The organism is Akkermansiaceae bacterium, assembly GCA_017798145.1.
Taxonomy (GTDB): domain Bacteria; phylum Verrucomicrobiota; class Verrucomicrobiia; order Verrucomicrobiales; family Akkermansiaceae; genus Luteolibacter.
This window is the reverse complement of record CP059069.1, coordinates 2,013,604-2,038,799: the sequence shown is the minus strand read 5'-3', so window position 1 is coordinate 2,038,799 and position 25,196 is coordinate 2,013,604. Positions and strand designations below refer to the sequence as shown.

24 protein-coding genes are annotated in these 25,196 nt (G+C 62.0%); 10 read left to right on the top strand and 14 right to left on the bottom strand.

The window, feature by feature from the left end:
• Positions 1-21 precede the first annotated feature (21 nt).
• Both HZ994_08600 and HZ994_08595 read right to left on the bottom strand, forming a co-directional pair.
• Positions 22-468: an ATP-dependent zinc protease gene (locus HZ994_08600; protein ID QTN32384.1), complete on the bottom strand. Its 447-nt coding sequence runs from the start codon at positions 466-468 to the stop codon at positions 22-24.
• Positions 465-1,667 carry a RimK family alpha-L-glutamate ligase gene (locus HZ994_08595; protein ID QTN32383.1) on the bottom strand — a complete coding sequence of 401 codons (1,203 nt, stop codon included), beginning with the start codon at positions 1,665-1,667 and terminating at the stop codon, positions 465-467. The genes HZ994_08600 and HZ994_08595 overlap by 4 nt, the downstream gene beginning before the upstream one ends.
• A 209-nt stretch (positions 1,668-1,876) precedes the next feature.
• Between HZ994_08595 and HZ994_08590 the strand changes: the two genes are divergently transcribed.
• The 5 genes from HZ994_08590 (at position 1,877) to HZ994_08570 (ending at position 7,996) form a co-directional block, all read left to right on the top strand.
• Entirely contained in the window at positions 1,877-2,671 is a 795-nt protein-coding gene (locus tag HZ994_08590; GenBank protein QTN34351.1) for an ankyrin repeat domain-containing protein, read from the top strand.
• 59 nt (positions 2,672-2,730) lie between these two features.
• A complete protein-coding gene (locus tag HZ994_08585) occupies positions 2,731-3,105 on the top strand; it encodes an antibiotic biosynthesis monooxygenase (GenBank protein ID QTN32382.1) in 375 nt (124 codons plus the stop codon).
• A gap of 302 nt (positions 3,106-3,407) precedes the next feature.
• The gene (locus tag HZ994_08580) at positions 3,408-5,831 is read left to right on the top strand and encodes an autotransporter-associated beta strand repeat-containing protein (protein QTN32381.1); all 2,424 of its coding nucleotides are present in this window, start codon (positions 3,408-3,410) and stop codon (positions 5,829-5,831) included.
• Between the two features lie 73 nt (positions 5,832-5,904).
• On the top strand, positions 5,905-7,512 hold the full coding sequence (locus HZ994_08575; protein QTN32380.1) for an autotransporter-associated beta strand repeat-containing protein: 1,608 nt from the start codon (positions 5,905-5,907) through the stop codon (positions 7,510-7,512).
• Between the two features lie 109 nt (positions 7,513-7,621).
• Positions 7,622-7,996: a hypothetical protein gene (locus tag HZ994_08570; protein ID QTN32379.1), complete on the top strand. Its 375-nt coding sequence runs from the start codon at positions 7,622-7,624 to the stop codon at positions 7,994-7,996.
• A 14-nt stretch (positions 7,997-8,010) separates the two neighbouring features.
• Here the strand turns inward: HZ994_08570 and HZ994_08565 are convergent, their stop codons facing one another.
• Positions 8,011-9,051 (bottom strand): substrate-binding domain-containing protein, encoded by a 1,041-nt coding sequence (locus HZ994_08565; GenBank protein QTN32378.1) that lies wholly within the window; start codon positions 9,049-9,051, stop codon positions 8,011-8,013.
• 153 nt (positions 9,052-9,204) lie between these two features.
• Between HZ994_08565 and HZ994_08560 the strand changes: the two genes are divergently transcribed.
• Positions 9,205-9,984 (top strand): PEP-CTERM sorting domain-containing protein, encoded by a 780-nt coding sequence (locus tag HZ994_08560; GenBank protein ID QTN32377.1) that lies wholly within the window; start codon positions 9,205-9,207, stop codon positions 9,982-9,984.
• 188 nt (positions 9,985-10,172) lie between these two features.
• Complete coding sequence (locus tag HZ994_08555; protein ID QTN32376.1) at positions 10,173-10,571, top strand: PEP-CTERM sorting domain-containing protein; 399 nt, start codon at positions 10,173-10,175, stop codon at positions 10,569-10,571.
• 13 nt (positions 10,572-10,584) lie between these two features.
• Here HZ994_08555 and HZ994_08550 read toward each other — a convergent pair whose 3' ends face one another.
• The 8 genes from HZ994_08550 to HZ994_08515 form a co-directional block, all read right to left on the bottom strand.
• Entirely contained in the window at positions 10,585-11,574 is a 990-nt protein-coding gene (locus HZ994_08550; protein QTN32375.1) for a substrate-binding domain-containing protein, read from the bottom strand.
• Positions 11,571-12,605: an ABC transporter permease gene (locus tag HZ994_08545; GenBank protein QTN32374.1), complete on the bottom strand. Its 1,035-nt coding sequence runs from the start codon at positions 12,603-12,605 to the stop codon at positions 11,571-11,573. The genes HZ994_08550 and HZ994_08545 overlap by 4 nt, the downstream gene beginning before the upstream one ends.
• A gap of 7 nt (positions 12,606-12,612) precedes the next feature.
• Complete coding sequence (locus HZ994_08540) at positions 12,613-12,864, bottom strand: toxin-antitoxin system HicB family antitoxin (GenBank protein QTN32373.1); 252 nt, start codon at positions 12,862-12,864, stop codon at positions 12,613-12,615.
• Entirely contained in the window at positions 12,861-13,274 is a 414-nt protein-coding gene (locus tag HZ994_08535; protein QTN32372.1) for a putative toxin-antitoxin system toxin component, PIN family, read from the bottom strand. Before HZ994_08535 ends, HZ994_08540 begins: the two co-directional genes overlap by 4 nt.
• Before the next feature lie 31 nt (positions 13,275-13,305).
• Positions 13,306-14,235 (bottom strand): ABC transporter permease, encoded by a 930-nt coding sequence (locus HZ994_08530; GenBank protein ID QTN32371.1) that lies wholly within the window; start codon positions 14,233-14,235, stop codon positions 13,306-13,308.
• Between the two features lie 75 nt (positions 14,236-14,310).
• Entirely contained in the window at positions 14,311-14,616 is a 306-nt protein-coding gene (locus HZ994_08525; protein QTN32370.1) for a type II toxin-antitoxin system RelE/ParE family toxin, read from the bottom strand.
• A complete protein-coding gene (locus tag HZ994_08520; GenBank protein ID QTN32369.1) occupies positions 14,613-14,837 on the bottom strand; it encodes an addiction module protein in 225 nt (74 codons plus the stop codon). The genes HZ994_08525 and HZ994_08520 overlap by 4 nt, the downstream gene beginning before the upstream one ends.
• Before the next feature lie 44 nt (positions 14,838-14,881).
• Positions 14,882-16,375, bottom strand: a complete 1,494-nt coding sequence (locus HZ994_08515; protein ID QTN34350.1) for a sugar ABC transporter ATP-binding protein — start codon at positions 16,373-16,375, stop codon at positions 14,882-14,884.
• Between the two features lie 96 nt (positions 16,376-16,471).
• Here HZ994_08515 and HZ994_08510 point away from each other — a divergent pair, with 96 nt between their 5' ends.
• The 3 genes from HZ994_08510 to HZ994_08500 all read left to right on the top strand — a co-directional run bounded on the left by HZ994_08510 (position 16,472) and on the right by HZ994_08500 (position 19,262).
• Positions 16,472-17,281: a DUF1080 domain-containing protein gene (locus HZ994_08510; GenBank protein QTN32368.1), complete on the top strand. Its 810-nt coding sequence runs from the start codon at positions 16,472-16,474 to the stop codon at positions 17,279-17,281.
• Positions 17,282-17,785: 504 nt separating this feature from the next.
• On the top strand, positions 17,786-18,271 hold the full coding sequence (locus HZ994_08505; protein ID QTN34349.1) for a PEP-CTERM sorting domain-containing protein: 486 nt from the start codon (positions 17,786-17,788) through the stop codon (positions 18,269-18,271).
• A gap of 133 nt (positions 18,272-18,404) precedes the next feature.
• Positions 18,405-19,262: a hypothetical protein gene (locus HZ994_08500; protein QTN32367.1), complete on the top strand. Its 858-nt coding sequence runs from the start codon at positions 18,405-18,407 to the stop codon at positions 19,260-19,262.
• A 5-nt stretch (positions 19,263-19,267) separates the two neighbouring features.
• Here the strand turns inward: HZ994_08500 and HZ994_08495 are convergent, their stop codons facing one another.
• The 3 genes from HZ994_08495 to HZ994_08485 are packed head-to-tail and all read right to left on the bottom strand — an operon-like array spanning position 19,268 to position 25,166.
• Positions 19,268-20,719: a phosphatidylserine/phosphatidylglycerophosphate/cardiolipin synthase family protein gene (locus HZ994_08495; GenBank protein QTN32366.1), complete on the bottom strand. Its 1,452-nt coding sequence runs from the start codon at positions 20,717-20,719 to the stop codon at positions 19,268-19,270.
• A 32-nt stretch (positions 20,720-20,751) separates the two neighbouring features.
• Complete coding sequence (locus tag HZ994_08490) at positions 20,752-23,979, bottom strand: efflux RND transporter permease subunit (protein QTN32365.1); 3,228 nt, start codon at positions 23,977-23,979, stop codon at positions 20,752-20,754.
• Positions 23,976-25,166 (bottom strand): efflux RND transporter periplasmic adaptor subunit, encoded by a 1,191-nt coding sequence (locus HZ994_08485; GenBank protein ID QTN32364.1) that lies wholly within the window; start codon positions 25,164-25,166, stop codon positions 23,976-23,978. The genes HZ994_08490 and HZ994_08485 overlap by 4 nt, the downstream gene beginning before the upstream one ends.
• Positions 25,167-25,196 lie beyond the last annotated feature (30 nt).

Genomic DNA, 25,196 nt, shown 5'->3' with positions numbered 1-25,196 from the left:
GGCGCCATTCCACGGGGAAAATCACCGTTCATTCCGAGGCAACCGCTTTTTCGGGATGCGCTTCGGCGTGGCCCAATGGTCCACGGAGGAGTTGACGAGGAAATCGTTGCCAAGCGCCTCGCGGCCCAGCAGGAGGCGGTGTATCATGCGCTTGCGGGAGACGAGGGAGACGATGATCCGTTTCTCGATGCCGGCGAGTCGCAGGGTGGTCTCGACGTAGATGCGGTCGGTGGGGTGGCCGGTGCTGCTGCGGACTTTCTTCCGTGCGACGATGCCACCTTCCAGCGTGATGAGATTTTTTTCCTTCCGGTCGAGCCGGACGGTGAAGCGGACCCGGTCGCCGGGGAGCTCGGTGATCTCCGCGCAGTCGATGGCGGAGCTGCACGCGCCGGTGTCCGCCTTGGCCCGCATGCGGACGGACCATTCGGGGAACTCGACCCATTCTCTCCATCCGATGATCATGCTCATCCTGCGGGTTGGTCTTTTGGCAACGCCTGTTTCGGAAGCCGCTTCACTTTCCTGCGCTTCTTCTTTTTGACGGGGATGAGGCCTTTCATGTGCTCGGATTTCCCATAGCAGAGGAGTGTGTCATCCGCCTCGAGGACGCGGCTGCCCTTGGGGTTGGAAATGACGGAGGACTTCCGTTTCAGCGTGAGCACGACGACGTCCTGGTCGCGCAAGCCGGTCTCCTCAAGGGTCTTGCCGACATACATGCTGCCGGCGGGGAGGTGGATGTCCGCGACGGAATAGCCGCGGGAAACGGTGAGGCGCTGGCGGATATCGATGTCTGGGAATTTCACCTGATCCTCGATGTAGTCGATGACCTCGCCGGCGATATCGAGGCCGGTCGCCCCCTCGATGCCCTCGAAGCCGGGCGAGGAATTCACCTCCATGATCTGCGGCCCGTCCTTACCTTCCAACATATCCACGCCGCAGACGCGCAGACCCATGATCTGGGCGGCGCGGACGGCGGCTTCCTCGTAGGCGGGATCGAGCGTGATGGCCTCGGCCTTGCCACCGCGGTGGACGTTGGAGCGGAATTCCTGGCCCTGGGCGACGCGGCGGATGGCGGCGACGACACGGTCTCCGATGACGAAGGCGCGGACGTCCTTGCCTTTGCTTTCGGCGACGAATTTCTGGAGAAGGACCTGCTGCTTGCTGCTCTGCAGGGTCTCGACGATGGCTTTCGCGATCTCGATCTTGTCGGCGAGGATGACGCCGACCCCCTGGGTGCCTTCGAGCAGCTTGATGATGACGGGTGCGCCCCCGACGCGAATCAGGGCGTCCTCGACATCGCGCTTGTCATCGACGTAGGCGGTGGTCGGGATGCCGACATCATGGCGGGAAAGGATCTGCAGGGAGCGGAGCTTGTCGCGGGAGTTGCTGATCCCGGCGGCGGTGTTCGGCGTGAAGACATCCATCTGCTCGAACTGGCGGACGACCGCCGTGCCGTAGCGGGTGATCGATGTCCCGATGCGGGGCAGGATGGCATCCGGTGTGCGCAGCGCTTTTCCGTGGTAGTAGAGATCGGGATCGCCCTTATCGAGGCCGATGGCGAGGCGCAGCGTGTTGAGCACTTCGATCTTGTGGCCGCGCTTGCGGCCGGCCTCGATGAGGCGGCGTGAGGAATAGCATTTCGGCGAACAGGAGAGGATGGCGAGCTTCATAGGTATTGTTTGTGTGCCGCAGGGACTACGTGCCCGCGCGACACCCATATTTAGCTGGTGGCGCAGGATGCGTCAAAGGAAAGTCCCGGCGGCCTCGCCAATCGCCAAACTCAACAGCTTGACAGGGGCATGCTGACCTTTGTCACATGTGCGTTGAGATCCGCACCTTTTGCTGGAAACTGGAAGAACACCTGATCGCTTCTCAACCCATGCCCCGAGACAAGAACAACACATGGACATCAGATGCCATTGAACGCGGCGACATCGGTGCGATTCGGGAAAAGTTGCTGGATGATCCCGGTTACATCCACGAGCGGGACTATGTGGGCAATACACCGCTGCTCACCGCCATCGAATACGACATTATCGAATTGGTGCGGCTCTTTCTCGAACACGGAGCTGACCCGAACGTCGAGGTCGATGACGGATACACATGCCTTCTGACTGCAATTGAATCCGAGGGTGACACATCGGCTCCGATCGTTGCTGAACTGATTCGGGTCGGCGCTGACATCCATAGAGCCGGCATCCACGGCTGGACTCCACTCCATATGGCGGCGGCTCGAGGGCAAGTGGAGAAAGCCCGCCTCCTGATCGACATGGGCGCGGATGTGAATCGGCGGATTGATATCGACGGGTTGGAAACCCCGTTGATGGAAGCGGCGCATACCGGTCATCCGTCAACCGTGCGCCTTCTGCTGGAGCATGGGGCAGACCCGACCATGCGCGATACGATGAACGAGCGCACACCGCTGGAAATTGCAGAGAACACCTCAAAGGGGCCGGATCCCGGCGTTATTGCCGTTCTAAGGGAGGAAGACATCCAGGTTGATTTCGACGATATGTTCGGCGACATGGACTTGGAGCCAGACCAGCTGGAAGTGATCAAACAATCCATGGAGGGTTTCGACATGGCGCAGAACTACATCGACAACTCGAAGGGTCTCGTCGAGCGGGGAAACCATGCGGAAGTCATTCGCATCCTGGCGGAACACCTCCCGTGAAAGGCTCGCAGGCAGCTTTTCCCCTTGTGCGAAGCGAATCGCGGCGGAAGGGTCAGGCCATGTCAGAAGCCTTGTCCCACGCCGTCAGCCTCCACCCGTATTTCAAGATCCGTGAGGGGAACCTCGCCGCCTTCACCGCGCTGATGCCGGCGTTCGTGGAAAAGACCGCGACCGAACCGGGCTGCCTCTATTACGATTTCTCGCGCAACGGCGACATGGCTTTCTGCCGCGAGGCCTACGTCGGTGCGGAAGGGGTGCTCGCCCACCTTGAAAATGTCGGTGACCTTCTGGCGAAATTCCTCGAACTTGCGGATCTCGCCCGCCTCGAAGTCCATGGCTCCGCCGCCGAAATCGAAAAACTCCGCGCCCCCCTCGCCGACCTCAATCCGGATTTCTATATCCGCGAGACGGGCTTGCTGAACCCCTTGGCGTGAGGTTTGATGCACCGGAATCGTTCGGAGCCTCCCGGTTTCTGATCCGTGCCCCTTTCGGAAACCGCGCCCCAGTTGCTGCGGCCCGAAACGTGTCAATCCGGATGGAATCCGGCGATATGAAATGGAGTGGTCAGGGGCGAATTACCACCACCGGGTGACACGGAACCGCATATCCTGATACGATATGGATGCCTTGAATTCGGGGCTTGACGGCATATGACGGCTTTTTGTGGTATGAACCTTATCGATTGTAACATCATGGAAGACAGCCGTTTTGGCCGCCTCCGAAAACCCCAGAAGCTATGAAAACCCGCCAGCCCATCCGCCGATTCCTCATCCCGAGCGCCATAATCCTCGCCGCTTCCCACGCGCGCGCCGTAGACTACACGTGGGACGCAGGAGCGGGAATTTCCAGGGCGTGGCAGTTGAGCGCAAACTGGGCGGGCGATCCCGCACTTACGTTCGACGAAAACGCGAATATCATCTTTTACAGTGCCATCAACAACAACCAGAGCGTCCTGGGTGACGCCGACCGGACGATCGGCTCGCTGACTTTCAACAGCAGCGCGACCACGGCGATGACGCTGTTCCTTGCGAGCAGCAACACCGACAGCTCGTCCACCGCAAGAACCCTGACGTTCGGAGGCGCCAGTCCATCAATCACCGTCGATGCGGCCAGCGCCACCCACACCATCGGCACGGTGAAGGGCGACATCGCATTGGTCGGCAACCTGACCGCCACGATCAACGGCAATGCGGGACTGAACATCGTCCGTCCGATAAGCGGAACCGGATTCGGATTCACCAAGCTGGGCACGGGCACGCTCACCCTCACCGGCGATAGCGCTTTCACCGGCGACTTCATTTTGGGCAACGGGACGGTCAACGCGTCCTCCAGCAATGTCGCCGCCACCGGTTCCGGCGGTTTCTTGGATGTGGGGCACAACAACGCCTTGGGCGCAGGCAAGGTGCTTTCTAGGGGCGCCCAGCTCCGTGCCACGACCGGCGGGATCGTCCTGCCGAACGCCATTGATGTGGAAACCGGCGGGCTGAGGCTGGGCGGGACGAACGACTTCGATATATCGGGGGACGTCAAACTGGTGGGAAGCACGCGGACTTTCACGGTCATCGCGCCGGGCTCCACGGTGACCCTCAGCGGCGGTGTCAGCCAGGACACCGGCACGAGGGGGCTGACCAAGGACGGCAACGGCACCCTCATTATTTCAGGAACCGGCAGCTATACCGGCAACACCGTGGTGGCCGCGGGCACGCTACAGTACGCCAACCAGGCTTCGCTCTACGATAACACCCCCGCCAACTGGACGGCTGCCAAGATCAACGTAAAGAGCGGCGCCACCTTGGCGCTGAACGTCGATTCCGCGGGAACCGACGGGTTCACCGCCGCCAGCCTGAACACCCTGCTCGGTAACATCTCGGTGGCGGGCTCCGCCACAGCGGGGCTGCAGGCCGGAGCCAAGCTCGGCCTCGATACCGGCACCGCCACAGGCGGCACCTTCACCCAGGGCGATGCCATCGCCGATTCAACCGGAACCAGCGGCGGCATCATCGGCCTGAGCAAGCTCGGATCCGGAACGCTTGTCCTCGACAAGGCCAACACCTACACCGGTGGAACGAACATCGCGGATGGCGTTGTCCTCGTTGCGTCGGGAAGCGCTCTCGGTTCGGGCGCCGTGACGGTGACGGGCAATGCCACTCTGGGCGCCACAACGAACGGCGTGGTGCTAAGCAACGACATCGCAATCAATTCCGGGGTGACGCTGACGGCGCAAACGTCCAACCCGATCAATCTGACTCTTGCCGGGGATCTTACCGGCAGCGGCACGCTCCAAGGATCCGACGGCAGCGATGTGTACCGCCTATTCCTAAACGGCGACAACTCCGCATTCACCGGAACCGTGGTTTCGCGGACCACCAGCGCCGGCTCCGGCGGCCTCGGCATGAGATTCGCGAACGGGAGCGCTTCGCTCCCCAACGGCACGCTGCAGATCAGCAGCGCGATTCCGGTTGAGCTGAATTCCGCCGGCACCTACAGCTTCGGCACGGTGACGGATGCCGGTGGTGGCGGATTCAAGACGACCGGTGCGGGTGTCCACACCCTGTTGATCGGGGGAAACAACAACTCTTCCTCCATCTCGGGAGCCGTTACGGATGGCACGGGCTCGATTGCTTTGACCAAGACGGGCAGTGGTGCGCTCACCCTCTCGAACGCCGCCAACACCTACTCCGAAGCAACTATTGTGTCTGCAGGCACTCTCTATGTCAGCGGCGCCCTTGCCAACAGCGCGGTCACCGTACAGGCCGACGGGACGATCGGTAGCAACGGAAGTTCCGGAACCTTGGGCAGCGGCCTCACGATCGAGAAGAGCGGCAAGCTTGATCTCACCAACGCTACCATCGCCGCGAACAGCACCGGCATCCTCGGCCTGACGGGTGGCAGCCTCACCTTGGGCGACCTCACCTTCCAGGACATCGTCGGCTGGGACTGGCTCAACGCCGCACCGGGCACCTACGAACTCATCGACGGCACGTTCTCCATCGATTTCGGCGGCACCGTGTTCCTGAGCGAGGGAACGGCCTACGACTTCGGAAACGGCAAGTCGGGTTACTTCACCTCCGGCAGCCTGAACGCGGTGATCATCCCCGAGCCCTCCACGTTCCTTCTCAGCGGCCTCGGCGCGCTGCTCCTGCTGCGCCGCCGCAGGTAAGAAAATTCAAACCTCAGCAAAGAGGTCTCCCAAGCGCCCGCTTCACCCGAAGCGGGCGTTTTCCGTGGCATGGATGCCTCTCCGAGGCGTCCGCAAAAAAGGTGGGGGACGCGACACGCCGAGAGGTCGTTCGATTACTTTTGATCTGAACGGAGAAGATCAGGAACTCGCGGGTCTCCAAAACACAACGGCTGCTGACCGTAACCAGCGGATAAGCTCCGCCACAGCGGCCACGCTGACCATCAACAACAGCGCCGAATACAATTTCAGCAACGTCACCACAGGTGCCGAACCCGGTAACGGTCAAATCACCGGAGCCATCGCCCTTACCAAAAAAGGAGCAGGCAGATTCATCATGGGCACCGGAGCTGGCAACACCTACACCGGCCTCACCACCATCGATGGCGGGGCGCTGCAGGTGGGTCACGCCAACGCATTGGGAGGCACGGCCGCAGGCACCGTGGTGAACGGGAGTGGCACCGGCACGACCGTCGCCCGGCTGGAACTCGACGGAGGCGTGACCATGAACGCAGGGGAATCCCTGATCATCAACGGTGGCGGCAACTTCAGCGGCGCCTTGACTTCCTTCAGCGGCACCAACAAGTGGCAGGGACCGGTCACCATCGGCTCCACCGGAACGCGTATCGGTGCATCGGCCAACGCGACCCTAGAGGTCAGCGGCGTGATCGACAGCGGCGTAGTCAGCACCGGGCTTAACATCCGCACGGCGAACGTCACCGACTCCACCGTGATCCTTTCCGGAGCCAACACCTATCTTGGCGATACGAATCTGGTTGTCGGCAAGCTGCAGATCGCGGGAGGCAACGACCGCCTACCGATTGGCACCAGGCTCAACATGACTGGGTCCACGCTGGCTAACGCCACCGAGTTCGACCTCAACGGTTTCAACCAGGAAGTGGCGGGACTCTCTCTAAGCACCGGTTCGGCGAGTTTCAACAGCGTCAACAACAGCTCGTCCACCGCATCGACCCTCACGGTGAACACAGCCGCCGCCTCCCCGTCCAGCTACGGCGGCAAGTTGGCTGGCAACCTCGCGTTGACCAAGACGGGTGCCGACACCCTCACACTGACCGGCACCAGCAACGCCTACACAGGCGCGACCGACGTCTCCGGCGGTACGCTCATCGTCAATGGCAACATCACCACCAGCGTGCAGACAACCGTCGCCTCCGGTGCGACGATTGGAGGTTCGGGCTCCGTCGGTGCGCTCACCATCCAGAGCGGTGGCTTCGTGGCTCCCGGCAACAGCCCGGGCATCCTCAACACCGGCAACTACATCCAGGCAGGCACGTATGCCGCCGAGATCAGCGGGCTCACCGCCGGCACCCAGCATGACCAGATCATCACAGCCGGAACGGTGGACATCACCAATGGCAGCCTCACCACGCTGTTCAGCGGCACCTACGCGGTGAATGACATGGTGTTCCTCCTGCTCAACGACAGCACGGATGCCATCAGCGGCACCTACACAGGCTTCGCACAAGGGGCGGTGGTTTCCAACTACGGCGGCCTGGATTGGCAGATCAGCTACATAGCCGACTCGGCAGGAAGCACTTTCACCGGTGGCAATGACATTGCCCTGATGGCCGTGCCAGAGCCCAATGTGGCGGCCCTTCTCGGCGGTCTCGGCGCCCTGCTCCTGCTGCACCGCCGCCGCTGAGCGCGGTTCTACGCATCTCACTCATCCCACGGCGCGGAAGGGTTCGTCCCTTCCGCGCCGTGCGCATTTAGGGGTTTTGTCCCAGGGAAAAGCGGCTAGGCTGCGGGTCATGTCCGAAACACTTTCCCACGCCGTCAGCCTCCACCCGTATTTCAAAATCCGTGAGGGCAACCTCGCCGCCTTCACCGCGCTGATGCCCGCCTTCGTGGCAAAAACCGCCACCGAGCCCGCCTGCCTTTACTACGATTTCTCCCGCCACGGCGACATGGCCTTCTGCCGCGAGGCATATGTCGGAGCGGAAGGCGTGCTCGCGCATCTGGGAAATGTCGGCGAGTTGCTCGCGAAATTTCTCGAACTCGCCGATCTCGCACGCCTCGAAGTCCACGGCCCGGCTGCGGAAATCGAAAAACTCCGGGGGCCGCTCGCCGATCTCAAGCCGGAATTCTACATCCGCGAGACGGGGCTGGAAAATCCGCTGGGGTGATCCGCCCCCCTGGCTCAGGGCGGCGGCCCGATGCTTCCGCCCTCGATGAACGTGGACTTGACCCATGTTGCGGCTGTGTCCTTGTGCTTGCGCTCCACGTTGCGAGCCCAGCGCAGGACGCGGTTCACGATGTCGTTTCCGTCCCAGTCGACACGCGACACCTCGGGCTCCACGTATCCGAAGACGGGATGCCAGCCAAGGCATGCCAGCGAAACATCCCGGGGCGCGTGGATGCCCTTGCGGGCGAGGTGGCTCATGGCAGCGAGCGTGAGCGGCGCTTCGTCGATGTACAGCGCAGTGGGCGGGGTCATTGCGAAAAGGGAATCCAGCGTGCGGCGGAAAGCCGCCGGGCCCGGCCCCAGCCTCGGGTGGTGATAGGGGCCGGTCTCGATCCCGGCCGCTTTCATTTCCGCAACAAAAAGGCCGGATGGCCTGCTGGCCTGTGAGAGCGAAACGATGCGCCGGTGGCCGAGGGAAATCAGTCGCCGCAACATCTCCGATAAGGCTGCTTCCAGCGCAAGCCCGACCCTCGCCATCGGCAAGCCCGGGATGTCGCGACCATGATACGCGATGAAAGGAACGGGCTGTTCCGCGAACCATCTGAGGATGTGATCCTCGGCACAGACGACGACCCAGCCATCGACAGCGATCCCTTTCACAAGGCGCTTCACCTTCTCCGTTTCCATCCCCATGCCGCTCAGGGTTTTTGGGGCAACGACGATCTCATGCCCGTCCTCCCGGAGCCGGTGAAGCAGATCGACCATCTCGATCTGCTGGCTTTCCTGCGGCTCGAACCGAAGGATCCCGATGCGCGTGCCCGGCGATCTCGCATCCCCGGGTATGGAAATGAGGCGCGGCTTGCCGACTCCCCGGGGGATGAGCAGGCCCTCCCGCTCAAGCAATTGCAGGGCGGTGTCCACCGTCGTGCGGTTCACCCCCAGCTCGGCCTGCAACGCCAGCACGCCGGGCATCGTCCCTGTCCAGCGTCGCCTCAGCAGCGCGGTCCGCAGGTGCTCGGCCACCTGCTCGGCATGGGAAAGGAGTTTGAGCGCCACAGGTCAACCTACAACCGTTTGGCATAGTCGTCGATTCCGAATTTCCTTCCCTATGCCGGGTTTTCTCACGCTATATGCGTGGGTGACGCGTTCATTGCTACGCCATGATTCGTTAGGACTCCTTCAAATCACCACCAAAAGGCAGAGAACACAATGAAACAGACCCATCAGCACATCGGCGGCAGAAATTCCGCGAAACACCTCCTCGCGGCGGCAACCTTTGTCGGATGCAGCCTTATTTCCATATCGGCGGACGCGGCGACGACACTTTCCGCATCCAGCGTGGCATCCACGGCCTCGAGCCTGGATTTGGAAACCACTTACGATGACTGGGCCCGCTGGGCGGCGGGCAACCGCCCCTCAGAGCTATACACGACAGCAACTTCCGAGAAGGCCGCTACCTCGATCATCAACACCACGCTTAACGTCTTATCGGGTTCCGGCCCTTCAAATAATTTGGCCGCCATCCACTCGTACGTCCAGGAGAGCGGCTCAACCATCGGCTATGCCCTCATCCGGCACAGCTCGAACGCCCCGAACCCGGTCACCGACCCGTCACTTGAACTGTCTTTCAGTCTGCTGGCGAACACGGACTACTCGATCGACATCTACACGGCGGTCACGGGGGATCGTTCAGACCAACGCTTCACCGCAAACGTGGCAGGCGCCACTCAGAGCATCTACACGATCTCTTCCCCGCAGGGATCCGGCACCACAACCGTCGGTCACATCTATACGCTTGATGTCGCCGGCCTCACGGCGGATGGCACGCTCACGATCAAGATGGACACGACGGGCGGCCTCACGACCAACGGCCACCGGACGGTGAAGCTTTCCGCGATCGGCGTCACCGCAACACCCATTCCCGAACCCTCCTCACTGGCTCTCCTCGGGCTCGGCGGTCTCCTGCTCGTCCGCCGCAGGCGTGCCTGATCGGGCTCATCGGATTCAACCCCAACCACCCTGCGCCGCGAAAGCGACGCGGGGTGGTTCGTATCCGTGCACAATATGTGGGGGGCGTCCGGCTCGAGCGAGAGCGCCGGGTTCGGGGAGTAACCTGCAATCATTTGGCATGGTTTTTAGACCGCAGCACCAGTCTCAATACAGCAATCGCTAACAACATGTATCTCAGCTTCACGCTGACCCCCGGAGCAGGCGCGACGATTGACCTCACGACATTCACCATGGATATGGGAATCACGAACGGCACGGCGGCCAAACTAGTGGGCGTTTTTTCTGACGTTGGCGGCTTCTCGTCGGATGCCGACGCGATCGGCACCCAGAACTGGACAGGCACCGCAGGCGGCACGGAAACGGATACGATCGACTTGTCATCGCTACCAAGAATTACCGCCGCGACCGAATTCCGGATCTATATGATCACAAACGCGAGCACAGCATCACATGGCTTCGCGCTGGACAATATCACCTTTGAGGGAACGGTCACCGTGGTTCCCGAGCCCTCGGCCTTCGCCTTGCTCGGCATCGCGGCGCTAGGCCTGCTCCGCCGCCGTAGGTAGGTGATATCGGAAATCAGAAATCGTATTCGTCGATATTCTCCTCGGTGAAGGCCATCGGCTTGCCGAGGATGATGCTGTCACCCTCGACCTTGAGTTCGCCAAGCTTACCTGCGGTGAATTTTTCCGAGCCTGCGGTGAGGTCTCCCTTTGCGAGGGCGACCCCTGCCTGCACCGCGAGGTAGCCGAGATCCTCGGGGCTCCAGAGGATGATGGCCTGGGTGACACCGTCCTTGATGTAGGCGCGGTTCTCGCTCGGAAGACCGAGGCCGACGACTTTCACCGCACCGGTCTTGCCCGCCTGCTTGACCGCCTCCGCCGCACCGGGAACACCGGGCGAACATACGGCGACGATGGCTGTCAGATCCGGATGGGCGCTGAGCAAATTCGTCGCCTCCTGTTGCGCCTTGTCCTTGTTGTCGTCGCAGGGGCGGATGTCCACGAGTTGCATGTTCGGATATTTCTCCGCCACCCGCTCCTTGATGGCTGCGATCCATTCGTTCAGGTTCGCTGAGGTCAGAGTCCCGGTGATGATGGCGAACTTGCCCTCGCCGCCGGTCAGCTCGGCGGTCGTATCGATGAGCTTTTCACCGATCCCCTGCGCCGTTGCCTGGTTGGCGAAAAACGAGCGGGCATCCGGCTGGGCGTCGGCATCATAGGTGACGACCTTGATCCCGGCCTCCCGTGCTTTCCGCAGCGCGGTGGAAAGAGAGTCCTTGTTCTCGCAGGCCGCGACGATCACGTCCAGCCCGTCGGTGATCCAGTTCTCGACGATCTCGTTCTGCTTCGCCGGATCCGCGCTGATTGGGCCATCGACGCGGAGGTCGATGTCGAGATCCTGCGCTGCGTTTTGGGCGCCCGCCTCGCAGGCGACGAAATATTGGTTGCCCTTGCTTTTCAGGAGGAAACCGACGGAGGGCTTTCCGACATCTTCCGATTTCTTGCAGGAAGCGAAGGGAAGCGCGGCGAGGAATGCGGCGCAGAGGAGAAAGGGTTTTCGGGTCATGGGTTCGGTGGATTGGCTGGATTCTGCTTGCGCGAACGGCTCAGAGCCAGCGTTTTTGTTCCGGACGCGAGCGAGAGCGCAGCAAGCAGAAGGATACCTGTGAGCATCCCGGAAAGCTCACGCGCCACGCTGGAAACCTTTTCGCCCATGATCTCATAATCGGAAATGCGGGTTAGGCCGTTGTTCAGGATGGCCAAGGAAATCCAACCGAGGACCGTTCCGCCCACGTTGCCGGTTCCCCCGAAAATGCTGACCCCGCCGAGCACCACGGCGGTTATGGCAAGCAGCTCGTAACCGATACCCGCGTTCGCCCGTGCCTCGCCGAGCCGTGCGGCCAAGATCACCGCCGCGAGTCCCGCCACCGCACCCGCCGTGATGTATGCGGCCGAGACATTTCTGGCGACCGGCAGGCCTGCGTATCTCGCCCCCTCCGGTGAAAAACCGATCGCTCGCAAGGATCTCCCATAGGTCGTGCGGTGCACCAGGAACCAGACCGCAAGGGCGACAGCCGCAAGGATCCAGACCTGCATCGGCACGCCCGCAAGATCGGAGTTCCCAAGGGCGAGGAAGCTTTCGGAGAACCCGGAATAGGACTCCGAGCCTTTCGTGAACGCCTCAGCCAATCCCCGGAAAAGAGAGAAAGTCCCGAGCGTCACGATCAGCGGCGGCATGCGGAAGCGGTGGATGAGACCCGCGTTGAGCGCGCCGCCCAGCGCGCCGACGCAGACGGTGAGGCAGGCCGCGGAAAGAGGATCGAGCCCGAGCTTTTTCACGAGGATCCCGAATACCACCGCGCAAAGACCCATCATCGAGCCGACGGAGAGATCGATGCCGCCGCTGAGGATCACGGGCGTCATCGCCAGCGCCAGCAGGCCGATCTCCACCGAGTGGCGGAACACGTTCGAGACATTCCCGCCGGTCAGGAAATTCCGGCCGAGCGATTCGAAAAGGATCACCTCTAACAGGATGACGAGCGCCAGCACCGCCTCATGGCGTGCGAAAAGGGATCGGAATGAAAAAATGCGCGTCATTTCCGCTTCACGGATTCTTCCCGACCACCTCGTCCCCCGGAACGATTTTTCCTTTTGGAATCATCGCCATCGCCGCAAGGAAACTGTCTCGCGACGCCCCCTTCGCACGCTCCGCGATCATGTCGTAGGTCTGCAGGGCGGAGAGCTTTTCCGCGACCGCGAGGCTGATGAACTGGTTGACGGACACTCCGTCCTGCTCGGCGGCGGCTTTCAATGTCCTGTGAAGGGACTCCGGCAATCTAAGGCTTAGGGTGCTCATGATATCAATGGTAGGAACTCGGATGGTTGGACGACGGAAATCCCAAACTCCGAGGCCGGCTTGAGATCCTTTTTGTTGAAAGTCATGATGTGGGAGGCTTGGGCGGCGACGGCGACTTCCAGCACCATATCGTCCTTGGGATCAGGGAGGATATTGCGCCAAAGGTAGTAAATCGGCTGGGCATGGGCGATTTGCGCGAGCCGTCCGATGACGTCCCTCACCGCCGACGCCGGAATCGATATTCCGCTCTCAGGACGGCCGGTGACATCGTCGTATTCCGCAAGAAGCGGAACCGACAGCGCCATTTCGAAATCGCCCCGGTCCGCAGCCAGGAGGATCTGGTAGCTGGCTCCCGTGGAAGATCTCAACCCTGCGATGAGGACATTCGTATCCATAACGGCTCGGATCACTTTGGTATCGTATATGACATCATAGGTGATGTCAAACTGGCTTTTTCCGCTTCCTGAAACCATCCGCCGCGACCGCGAGGATGATCACCAGGCCTTGGATCGCCTTTTCCCAATACGGAGGCTGGTGGAAATGGGTGAGCGCCGGATTCACGTTCGCCAGCAGCATCATCCCTAACAGAACACCCCACACCGTCCCGCGTCCGCCGCTGATCGCCACCCCGCCGACCACCGCCGCGGCGATCGCTTTCAGCTCAAGGCCATCGCCGCCGTTGGGCTGGACTTGTGGTGACTGCACGAGGTTCAGCACCGCCGCGAGGCCGACGAGGACGCCCATCAGGACGAAGGTGCCGAAGGTCGTCGCCTTCGGGTTGATGCCCGCAAGCCGGGCGGCCTCGGAATCGCTTCCCGTCGCGTAGATAAACCTGCCTGCGGACGTGTGTTTCATCGCCAACGCCACGGCGACGAGCAGCAAAACCGCAATCCCTATCACCAAGCCCTGCCCCGCGCCCTGGCTCATGCCGAACCACTGCACGCCGTCCGGCAGATCCATCAGCCGCCCCTTTTGCCAAAGCCGCAGCGCCTCCTGCCAGGTGACCATAGTCGCCAGCGTCACCACGATGCTCGGCAGACCCATGTAGGCGACGAGCACGCCGTTTAACGCGCCCATGAGAGCGCCAGCCCCAAGCGCAGCGACGACCGCAGCGCCGAGCGGAAGCCCGGAGGCCGCCGTCATCCCCGCGATCACCGCACACAGGCTGAACTGCGAGCCGATGGAAATATCGATCTGCCGCGTGGTGATCACCAGCGCCACCCCGATCGCCGCGACCAGCGCCGGCATCTGCGAGGCCAGCCGGGAAACGAAGGGCTGCGGCTCGAAAAAGTTCGGCGCGAAAATCCCAAGCGCCGCCAGAAGCAGAACCAGCGCCCCGCCCACCGCCAGCTCGCGCGAGTGGCGTTTCATAGCGCGACCTCCTTGATTTCGGGATCTACCCAATGACATGGCATCGGAAACATGGCGAAGGGTTAGAAAAAATACCTACGAGTCCAATCCTTCTTTCCAATGATCCGGATGCCGCATCTGGTGCATCACGGCGACGATGTGGACCGCCTGCATTTCCTCGATGATTTCAAACAAAATGCGGTAGGGAAATGTCTCGCAGAGCACCCTGCGGTATGGATGTTCGATCATCCTGATTAGGAGCGGCATTTCCCGGGCTTTCCCCATCCCTTCATAAACCTCATCGAGGAACCGCAGCGCCAATTCCGGATCGATCCGGTGATACCACTTCGCCGCGTCGGCAAGTTCGCCCGCGACCTTGGGATGGATGATCAATCCCGTCATGGGGACATGCGACCCGACACTTCCCGCTGGAGTTCCGCCAGGCTGATGGGTTGCACGCTGCCGTCACGGATCTCGCGGGAGCGGCTTTGGAAATCTCCCATCTCCTCCGCGCTGAACGACTCGTCGGAATCCAGGCTTTCCAGGAGTTTTTTCGCGAGGAAGGAACGCTCTGTTCTCGGTAGTTTGAGAACGTCCTGCATGATGTCCGTCACGGCTGCCATGGAGGGAAGCTACGCCGTCAAAGTGCGCTTTTCGAGCCAATTCTTCAGACCCCGCCACCGAGCGCCGCCGCCATCACGCCGTGCGCATCGGCCTCTCCTTTATCCAGAATCCTTACGATTCTCCCCCCGCGCATCACCGCCACGCGGTCGCTCATGCCGAGCACCTCCGGGAGGTCGCTGGAAATCATCAGCACCGCCAGCCCCTCCTTCGCAAGCGCCCGGATGATGCGGTGGATCTCCGCCTTCGCGCCGACATCGACCCCTTGGGTCGGCTCGTCGAGGATGAGCAGTTTCGGCTCCGTCGCCAGCCAGCGGGCGACGCTGACCTTCTGCTGGTTGCCGCCGCTCAAGCTGCCGCCGGGTGCCTCGGTGCCGCTGGCCTTGATCCCGAGATCGCGGATGAAACGCTGCGCCACCTCCGTTTCCACGCCGAACTTGAGCAGCGTGCCGGGAAACAGTTTGCCATGGCTCGCCATCGTCATGTTCTGGGAAATCGGCATTTCCAGGATCACCCCGTGCCGCCGCCTGTCCTCCGGCACGTAGGCGATGCCGTGCGCGATCGCTTCACGGGGATTTCTGATCCTCACCGCCTTTCCATTCAGGAAAATTTCTCCGCAATCCGCCGGCGTGATCCCGAACAGCACCCTCGCCAGCTCCGTCCGCCCCGCGCCGACCAATCCCGCAAGCCCGACAATCTCTACCGCCCGCACCTCAAGATCGACCCCGCTCACCCCGCCCTCGCGGCAGCCCAGGCCTTTCACCGAAAGCACAATCTCTCCCGCCTCGCCCCCGGCGGGCGCATCCATCGCGGAAACCTCGCGCCCCACCATCAGCTTGATCATTTGCGCCTCGGTCAGGTCATCGACCGCATTCGTCCCCACGCTCCCGCCATCGCGCAGCACGGTCACGCGATCCGCCAGCGCGAAAATCTCCTCCAGCCGGTGCGAGATGTAGATCACCCCGACCCCGCTTTCCCGAAGGTCGCGCACCACCTTGAAAAGCAGATGCTGCTCCTTCTGCGTCAGCGAAGCCGTCGGCTCGTCCATGATCACGATCCTCGCCCCAGCCCCCAGCGCACACGCGATCTCCACCAGCTGCTGCTCCGGCATCGAGAGCGAACGCACCTCCGCCTCCGGCGAAATCTCCGCCCCGATACGGCCTAACAGCTCCTCCGCACGCTTCCGCCGCGCCGCCCATTTCACCCGCGAGAACGCCCCCGCCTTCTCCAGCCGCAGGGCGATGTTTTCCGCCACGCTCAGATCCGGGAACAGCGCCGGCTGCTGGTAGATGCAGGCGATCCCAAGCTCCCGCGCCCGCGCCGGAGTGAGATGGGAAACCCCCTCCCCGCAAACCTCCATCGTCCCGCCATCTGCCTGGTGCGCCCCGGTGATCACCTTGATCAGCGTCGATTTCCCCGCCCCGTTCTCGCCGAGGAGGGCGTGCACCTCCCCCTCGATCAGCCCGAATGAAACCCCTTTCAGCGCACGCACCGCGCCGAAGGATTTCGTGATGTTGGAGAGTTGGAGAAGGGCTTTCAGAACGGATACCCGGCCATATTCCCCATTCCCGCGAACCGATCAATGATTCGTTTCCCGCTCGCCATCCTGCGGTTCCCGGAATAGGTGTGGCTTCCAATGAGAACAATTTCAAGGCTCCGCATCACGCTCCCAATCCTCGCGCTCTGCACAGCAACCCTCACCGCCTCCGCCCAAGACAAGGAAGAAGGCTGGACCGAGCTTTTCAACGGCAAGGATCTCACCGGCTGGACCGCCTGCCTCGGAAAAGGGGGCGACGAGAAATCCCAAGGGACTGACAAGATTTTCACCGTCCGCGACGGGGTGATCCACATCTACCAAGGCGCGGAGGCGGGCTCGAAACAATCTAGCGCAAACCTCTACCACGAATCCACATGGTCGAACTTCCGCCTCCAGGTGGAATACCGCTGGCTCGACAGGAAATTCCAACCCCGCACCAAGGACGACCGCGATGCCGGCATCCTTTTCCACATCCACGGGGACCCGAAGGTCGTCTGGCCTTCATCCCTTGAGATGCAGATGGGCGATGGAAAAATCGGCTCGCCCTACGTCTCGGGCGATCTCTTCGTGCTCGGCGCCACCCGCGCGGACTCCGCATCGCCGGACGGGAAATTCGATCCGGATGCGAAGTTGGTCACACGCGGAGGCGGGGCCGGCGGGGCGCGCGCCGCCGTCACCGTGCTTGCCGAAAAGCCGCACGGCGAATGGAACACCTCCGAAATCGTCGTCCATGGCAGCGAGAAGGCCGAGTTCTACCTAAACGGCATCCTGGTCAACGTCATCCACAACATGAAATTCAAGGATGCCGACGGGAAATGGAAGCCCCTCGGAAAAGGCCACATCTCCATCCAGGCCGAATGGGCGGAGCTGGAATACCGCGCCGTGCGGGTGAAGGAGATCAAGGAGTGAAGCCTACCCGCCTGATGCCAGCCATGCATACGACGGCGTTCAACACATCTGGCATTGAACCTGCTCAACCAACATCGCTCATCTGGTGAACTGGAGCGGTTCGGGCAAAAAAATCAGGCAAAAAATGCTTGGAACTTTTTGGGAACCATGAAAACTGGACGGGATTTTTCAACGAGAAGCTTATTTATGAAACACAACAAATTTCCCGCCTTTATTGCAGCAGTCTTGATGGCAAGTCCTTCTTACGGCGCTGTAACCTTGCAAGACTTCTTCGCACCGGCTGCCCCCAGCGGCGCCCCGACAGATCTAGGTGGCGGCATCTTTGGTTACGAAATTACCCTCAATCCATCAACGGAATTCTCTGCGGCAGGACATGGCAAATTGATTTTCACAGGCTCTACACACGAAGGGGTCCGCGATAACGCTAATTTTACCTCCATCACGAGGGTTTTTTACAACAGCGTTGAGCTGACTGTAGCCGTCAATGGTAATGACAACTGGGACATGGTTTCGAATTCGATCTTCTATCTCGACAACGTGGCGACTGACGGGATTCTCCGAGTCGAGTTGTCCAGCAGTATTACGCAAGCAATGGGGTTCGGTCTCTACGCGGTCGATGGACTGAAAGCCGGCGTGCAGGATACAGGTGCCACCAACTCTTTTGGCGCTCCGGCGAACGCCACAGTGTCCATGACAACGGACAGCGGGTTTTACGTTCATCAAGCTGCCCGCAACAACCAGTCGCTTGCAGACTCGGTAGATGATTATGAAACTCTTTATAATTACAGCGTTGATAACTATAGGGGCTTAGCGCAATATCAAGTGACAGCAGCGGCTGGCGATTATCTTGCGCCGGTAAACAATACCGGTGCGAACGCTGGAGGTGCCGTGGCGGCGGCCTTCGAGGCAGCAGCAGCCGTTCCAGAGCCAAGCTCAATCGCACTGCTAGGTCTTGGCGGACTTGCACTGATCCTGCGCCGCCGCCGCTAGATCGCAAAAGCTCTTCATCAGCCGGGTTCCCTTGGGAGCCCGGCTTTTTTGTGGACGTTTGGTAGTGGCATCCAAGGCAGGCAGGATGAATTCCCCGCTTGCGGGTGTGGGTGCGGGGTGTTCTGCTGGAGATGTGAAAAAGCTTCTCCTCCTCATCCCGTTCGTCCCGCTGCTCACCCAATGCGGCGGCTTCGGCGGCACCAGCGTCTCCGATTCGCCGGCGGTGCTGAATGTTTCCGGCTGGGATCCGAAGGAAGTCCAGCGCGGCGGCGACCGCTACTCGCAGCACAATGTCTCCGCCTTCCGGAAAAACGGCGCGCTGGCGCTCATCGCCCGCTCCGCGAAGGGGCCGCTGCTCGACGACAAGTTCGGCGATTTCCTGAAATCCGCCGACCGCGAGGGGCTGATGCTCGGCGCCTATCATTTCGTGACGATGGATCAGGATCCGGCGGCACAGGCGGACAGCTTCGTGAACCGTGTGCGATCCGTGGCACGCGCGAGGGGGCTTTCCGGAAAGCGGATCCTGTTGGTCGGCGACTTCGACACGAACTCGACACCGGATCGTTTGGTGAAATTCATCACACAGGTTCACCGCCGCACCGGAATCTATCCGGTGACGTATCTGGAGAACAGCGACGGGCTGCGTTCGCGCCTGCGCAACGCCAGCCCGCAGCAGAAAGCCATCATCCGTCGCACCCCGTATTGGCTGGCGCTTTATGGGCCGGGTGGGACGGAGCGGACAATCGCCGGTGGTACGCTGACACCCGACAAGCTCTGCGATCTTTACGGAATCTGGGGTGGATGGACGATGTGGCAGTATGGCGGGGTTGTCTGGGAAAACGGAGCATCACGCGCCAAGCACTACGACACCGCTTCATGGCGCAGCCCGCGGTTTTTCGGAAACATGGCGCACCCGATGGAGCGGAATGTTTTCAAGGGCGATGAGGAAGGGCTGCGCGCCTTCTGGGAAAGGCACTCGATCAGCCCGTAGACAAATCAGAGCTGGTCGGCGATGGCTTCCGCGATGCCTGAAGCGGGGGATTTCACATCCCGTTGCGTGATCCGGCGCGAGCGGGCGAAGTCGGGCGTGAAAACCTCAGAGACCAACCTGTCCACCTCCGCCGCATCGGAGATGGAAATGTTCAGTTCGCGGTTGATGCGCATGCTCAGGGTGTCGAGGTTGGCGGAGCCGGCCGTCGCCCAGCCATCGCAGACCATGACCTTCATGTGGGTCATGCGCGGGTAGCGGTAGAGCTTTGCACCGGCTTCGAGGAGCACCCTTGCGGTCTCCAAATTTCCCGCGTCCATGATCGCCGAATCGCCCTCCGCCGGGAAAACGACCCTGACATCGACGCCACGCAAAGCCGCAGCGCGCACGGCGAGCATGATCTCGTCGTTGGCGAAATACGGGTTTTCGATGAAGATGCGCCTTTTCGCTCCGGCGATGGCGAGCAGGTGCGCATCGCGGATCTGGTGTTTCCCCACGCCTGCATCGGTGCGCAGGATACGGATGGGGATGCCGCCCGGGATCGCTTCGGGCTTCGGGAAGTTGCGCCTTCCGGAAAACAGCGCCAGATCCCCCCACGGCCCGTTGAGTCTCCATGCCCGGCTGAATTCCCCCGCAAGGCCGGCGACCACCGGTCCGTCCACCTTCACCATGAGATCGTGCCACTCGTTGAAGTACTCGCGGCCGATGTTCATGCCACCTAGGATGGCGGTGCGGTCATCGAACACAAACAGCTTGGTATGATCCGCGACCAGCCAGGGATTGAGCGTCATGCGAACCTCCAGAGGGGAATCATCAGCGAGATAACGCTCCATGTCCGCAGGAGGCTCAAATCCTTCGGGTGCCTGTGTCAGCGGGCTGGAGAGATGCCCCGTGGACGTGCCGAAATCGTCGTAGAGGACCCTCACCTTCACGTCCTGCGAGCGCTTCCTGAGCTTGTCCGCGTAGCGCACCGCGATGTCGTCGTTGTCGAAAATGTAGATCTGCACGTTGACCGATTTCCGTGCGGCGGCGATCTGGCGGTCCAGCTCCGGGAAAAACTCCTTCCCGTCCACCAGCCATTCCAGCGTGCCGTTCTCGGCTTTTGGAAATCCCTTTTCGTCCAGCAGCCTCTCGAACGCCGCGCTACCCGGCGTTTCAGGGATCTGGGGAAGCGGTGCGAGCCCGGAAGGAATGTTTCCCGCAACGATTTCACGCGGGCGGTGCCAGAAGACGGCAAGGCCCTGCCGCGCGCTGGTGATGGGCTGGCGGACACCGGCAAGGACGGTGCTCCGCACTGTCGTGTTCGCCAAAGCCCTTCCGGCCATCATCGGATCGAGCGCCACCGCCTTCGGCGGGGAGCTTTGGGTGCCCGGCCCCGCGAGGTATCCGCAGGCGCAGAGTAACGCGGGCGACATGATCGCCAGGCCGCGCATGAGTGTTTTGGCGGGAGTGGCGTGCATCTGCCATATCAGATGCATTTTTGCCACCGGGTTCAAGCCCGGTGAACGATCTTCCTGATCCTTTGGGGTAGGTTCTTCACGTCCTCCAGGATCAGGTAGATTCCGGGGACGAGGTAAAGGGTGATCACGGTGGCGAAGAGGATGCCGAAGGCGAGGGAAACGGCCATGGGGACGAGGAACTTCGCCTGGACATCCGTTTCGAGGATCATCGGCATGATTCCCACGAACGTGGTGAGCGAGGTGAGCAGGATGGCGCGGAAGCGGCGGCCGCCGGCGGCGATGGCGGCCTCGCGCAGGGTGGCGGATTCGCCGCGGTGGCGGTTGACGTAATCGACCATCACCAGCGAGTCGTTGACGACCACCCCGGCAAGCGCGACCAAGCCGCACATCGACATGATGCTGAGACTCATGCCGAGCAGCGCGTGGCCCCAGATCGCGCCGACGAGGCCGAAGGGGATGACAGACATGATGATGAGCGGCTGGAGGTAGGAGCGCAGCGGGATGGCGATGAGCACATACATCCCGACGAGCGAGGCGAGGAAACCGATGCCGATCTCGCGGACGCTGTCGTTCTGGTCCTTCTGCTCGCCCTCGAAGGTGGCGCGCACCCCGGGGAAGCGCCGGGGGATTTCCGAGAGGATCTTTTCGGTGAAAGCGGCGACGACCTCGTTCGCGTTCACGCCCGGCTCGACATCGGCGGTGATCTTGATAGAGCGCTGGCGGTCGGTGCGGTTGATGACGGCGGGGCCGCGGCCCGGCTCCAGGGTGACGATCTGGAGGAGCGGCACCTCGTCGCCCTGCGGGGTGCGGATTTTCATGGTTTCGAGGCTTTCCAAGGTCCTGCGGTCGTCTTTCGGGAAGCGCACCATGACTTTGACCTCGTCGCGTCCGCGCTGTAGGCGCTGTACCTCGTTTCCGTAGAAGGCATCGCGAACCTGCGAGGCGACGTCCTCGAGGCGGAATCCCATCGCGCGGCCTGCGGGCGTGAGTTTGTCGAAACGGAGTTCATCCTTCCCTGCGCGGTTCGAGTCCGAGATGTCGATCACCCCGCTGAACCCTTCGAGGCCTTTCTTGGCGAATTCCGTCGCCTCCATGAGTTTCTCCAAGCTGGGGCCGGTGAGGTTCACGTCGATCGCGTTGCCGGAGTTCGCGGTTTCCGCCTGGATCGTGAGCTCGACGACTCCGGGGAGGGTGCCGACGAGCTTGCGCCATTCCGCGACGAGTTCCTCGGAGCTGGCGCTGCGGTCATCGGCGGCGGCGAGTTCCAGCGTCACCTCGCCGATGTGCGTCGCGCTCGGCGGGCCGCCGACGGCGACCCCGGTCTGGAACGGTTGTGTGCCCGCGCTGGTCAGGACGTGCCTGAGGATGTCGCCACCGCTTTTGGTTTGGTGTTTTTCGGAAAGATCCAGGGCAGCCGCCTCGATCCGCTCGACGGTTTTTTCGGTTTCCGCGAAAGGCACGCCCTGGGTCAGCTCCACCTTGGCGCTGAGGATATCGCCCTCCACATCGGGGAAAAACCTGAACTGGATCTGGCCGGTTGCGACGACGGCGAGGGTGAGGACGAGGACGCTGAGGAATGTGGCTGCTGTCACATACCGCCATTTCAGGGAGAAACCCAGGGATGGCTGATAGACTTTCTCCACGAAGAGCTCGAGGCCATCGGCGATCTTTCGCTGGAGCGCCAATAGCCCGTGGAGCCAGCGCCTGAGGAAAAAGCGGGAGCGGGGTTTTTCCGAGCGGTCGCGCGGCGATAGCAACGCGAGGTGGGCGGGCAGGACGAACTTCGACTGGAGCAGGGAAAACAGGAGCGTGGGGATGACGACGAGCGGGATGTTCGGCCAGATTTTCCCGCTGACCCCGCTGAGGCCGAGCATGGGGGTGAAGGCGACCATGGTGGTGAGGACGCCGAAGACGACGATGGTGCCGACCTCGCTGGTGCCCTTCCATGCGGCGATGCTGGGGTGCTCGCCCTGCTGGATGCGGTGATAGACGTTCTCCCCGGTGACGATCGCGTCATCCACCACGATGCCGAGCACGAGGATGAAGGCGAAGAGCGAGATCATGTTGATGGAGATGCCCATGTAGGGCATCAGCCAGATCCCGCCTGCGAAGGAGATGGGGATGCCGATGGCGACGAGCAGGGCGAGGGAGGGGCGGAGGAAAAGGGTGAGCACGGCGAGCACGAGGATGAGGCCGGTGATGGCGTTGCGCTTCAGCAGGTCGAGGCGGCCTAACAGATAGACGCTCTGGTCGTTCCAGATCGAGAGGGTGACGCCCTCCGGGAGGCGCTGCTTCGACTCCGCCACGTATTTGCGGACGAGTTCGGAAAGCGCGAGCGTGTCCTCGCTGCCGACGCGGAAGACATTGATGACCACGGCGTTTTTCCCATCGAAGCGGCTGCTGATGTCGATGTCCTCGAAACCATCGACCAGCACCGCGACATCGCCGAGCAGCACCGCGCTGCCATCGGGGAGGGTGGTCACGGGCACGCCCGCCAGCTCGCTGGCCTCGTAGCGCTTCCCGAGGGCGCGGAGGATCACCTCGCCGCGCTCGGTGCGGACGGAGCCGCCGGGAAGATCGAGCGTGCTGCCGCGCACGGCCATGGCGATGTCGGAAAGCTTCAGCCCGAGCTTGCGGAGTTTTTCCTCGGAGACCTCGATGGAAATCTCGTATGGGCGAGTCCCGGCGATCTCCACCTGGCTGATCCTCGGTGCGCCACCGAATGCCCGCGCGAAAAATGTCGGCAGGCTGGAGGCGGCGGGTGCTTCGTAGGTGAGCAGATCGTCGCGCACCTGCTCGGCGAGCTTTCGCATGGTGGCCTCATCGGTGTCCGCCGTGAGGGTGATGCTCATCACCGGGTTCTTGATGAGGATTTCCTCGAGTACCGGTGTCTCCGCCTCTTCGGGGAAATTATCGATCGCATCGACGCGCGATTTCACATCGCTCATCACCGAGCGGACATTGTAGCCGGTCTCTACCTCCACCAGCACCGAGCCGATGTTCTGCGAGCCGGTGCCACGGATTTTCTTGATCCCTTGCAAGTCCGCGATCGCCTCCTCGACCGGGATCACCACGCCGCGCTCGGTTTCCTCCGGGGTCGCGTTCGGATAAGGGATGCTGACGTTGACCGCGTCGATGGCGATGTCGGGGAAAATTTCCTTCTTCAGCTTGAACCAAGTGGTGAAGCCCGCGAGCAGCACCACCAGCATGATGAAATTTCCCGCCACATGGTTGCGGGTGAACCATTTGAGCGCGTTCATTCGATGCCCTGGTTGGCGGGTTCCTCGATCTCGACCTCCATGCCCACGACGGGTGCGGAAAGGCGGGTCAGCACAACGCGGTCACCGTCCGAAAGTCCATGGTTGATCACGGCTGTTTCCTCGGTGAGGCGGACGATTTCCACGTCGCGGAAGCTGATTTTCCGGGATTTGTCCACGATGATGACGCGGTTGCCTTCGAGCAATCCCCGGCGCGGGATCTCGGTGACATCGGGAAGTGTTTGGCCTTCGAGATCCGCTTGCACGAACAGCCCGACCGGAGGCAGAGGGAACTCCTTGCGCTCTGCGGGGAGGACTTTCACGACCACGCTTGCGGAAAGGGTCTTGCGATCGATCTCGGGATCGACGCGCACCGGGACGGCCTTCCAGGAGTATTCCCTGATCCCGATTTTCCCGGTTAGCACCACCTCGCCACGGACTTCCCCGTTTTCATCCCGGGCAAGGAAACCGAAGTCCCCGAGGCCGAGCGGGAGGCGGACTTCGAGTTCGCTGCTGGCGTAGAGCTCGGCAACCACCGTGCCGGGAGCGACCACCGCCCCGACCTCAACGCCGACCATGCGGATGCCCGCATCGAAGGGCGTGGCGATCTCCGTCCGCTCCACGTCGCGGCGCGCGCGGGCGGCCTGCTCGCGGGCGGAGGCGGCCTTCGCCTCGGCGGCGGCGAGCTGCGGCGCGCGAAGCACCAGAGGGCTCGTAGGTGCGCCGTTGCCGAGCTTGTCCCAGTCGAGCTTCGCCTGCTCCACGCGGGCGCGCTCCTGCTCGAGCGCGAGCTCAGCATCGGCCAGGCCGACCTCGGCGTTGGCGAGCGCGGAGCGGTAGTCGGAAGGATCGATCTGCACGAGGCGTTCGCCTTGTTTCACGACCCCTCCGCGCTTCAGGCCCGGGGAAATCTCCATCACCCGTCCGGCGACCTCGGCGGCGAGTTTCGTCTCCCGGGTGCTCTCGACGACGCCCTGGGTTTTCAGGCGCACGGGGTAGTCCGCCGTTTGCACGTCTGCGATGACCACGGCGGGGACGATGCGCTCCTTGTCCTCCTCCTTGGCGACACGCTTGTTGATGACAAGCAGAATGATGCCAAGGACCGTGATCCCCAGAATCCCCAGGATGAGGACGAAGGACAGGACGGCCCGCACCTGAATTTTCCGCTCCTGCTCCAGTTTTTCGTTCACGCTGCAAACGCTCATTTCTCCTGACCGCAA

Coding starts and splice junctions, on each gene's coding strand:
- HZ994_08570 (QTN32379.1), top strand. CDS start 7,622: ATGTCCGAAACACTTTCCCACGCCGTCAGCCTCCACCCGTATTTCAAA.
- HZ994_08545 (QTN32374.1), bottom strand. CDS start 12,605: ATGACGCGCATTTTTTCATTCCGATCCCTTTTCGCACGCCATGAGGCG.
- HZ994_08525 (QTN32370.1), bottom strand. CDS start 14,616: ATGACGGGATTGATCATCCATCCCAAGGTCGCGGGCGAACTTGCCGAC.
- HZ994_08595 (QTN32383.1), bottom strand. CDS start 1,667: ATGAAGCTCGCCATCCTCTCCTGTTCGCCGAAATGCTATTCCTCACGC.
- HZ994_08590 (QTN34351.1), top strand. CDS start 1,877: ATGCCCCGAGACAAGAACAACACATGGACATCAGATGCCATTGAACGC.
- HZ994_08575 (QTN32380.1), top strand. CDS start 5,905: ATGCCTCTCCGAGGCGTCCGCAAAAAAGGTGGGGGACGCGACACGCCG.
- HZ994_08510 (QTN32368.1), top strand. CDS start 16,472: ATGAGAACAATTTCAAGGCTCCGCATCACGCTCCCAATCCTCGCGCTC.
- HZ994_08540 (QTN32373.1), bottom strand. CDS start 12,864: ATGAGCACCCTAAGCCTTAGATTGCCGGAGTCCCTTCACAGGACATTG.
- HZ994_08560 (QTN32377.1), top strand. CDS start 9,205: ATGAAACAGACCCATCAGCACATCGGCGGCAGAAATTCCGCGAAACAC.
- HZ994_08520 (QTN32369.1), bottom strand. CDS start 14,837: ATGGCAGCCGTGACGGACATCATGCAGGACGTTCTCAAACTACCGAGA.
- HZ994_08580 (QTN32381.1), top strand. CDS start 3,408: ATGAAAACCCGCCAGCCCATCCGCCGATTCCTCATCCCGAGCGCCATA.
- HZ994_08585 (QTN32382.1), top strand. CDS start 2,731: ATGTCAGAAGCCTTGTCCCACGCCGTCAGCCTCCACCCGTATTTCAAG.
- HZ994_08505 (QTN34349.1), top strand. CDS start 17,786: ATGGTTTCGAATTCGATCTTCTATCTCGACAACGTGGCGACTGACGGG.
- HZ994_08555 (QTN32376.1), top strand. CDS start 10,173: ATGTATCTCAGCTTCACGCTGACCCCCGGAGCAGGCGCGACGATTGAC.
- HZ994_08550 (QTN32375.1), bottom strand. CDS start 11,574: ATGACCCGAAAACCCTTTCTCCTCTGCGCCGCATTCCTCGCCGCGCTT.
- HZ994_08530 (QTN32371.1), bottom strand. CDS start 14,235: ATGAAACGCCACTCGCGCGAGCTGGCGGTGGGCGGGGCGCTGGTTCTG.
- HZ994_08490 (QTN32365.1), bottom strand. CDS start 23,979: ATGAACGCGCTCAAATGGTTCACCCGCAACCATGTGGCGGGAAATTTC.
- HZ994_08495 (QTN32366.1), bottom strand. CDS start 20,719: ATGCACGCCACTCCCGCCAAAACACTCATGCGCGGCCTGGCGATCATG.
- HZ994_08600 (QTN32384.1), bottom strand. CDS start 468: ATGAGCATGATCATCGGATGGAGAGAATGGGTCGAGTTCCCCGAATGG.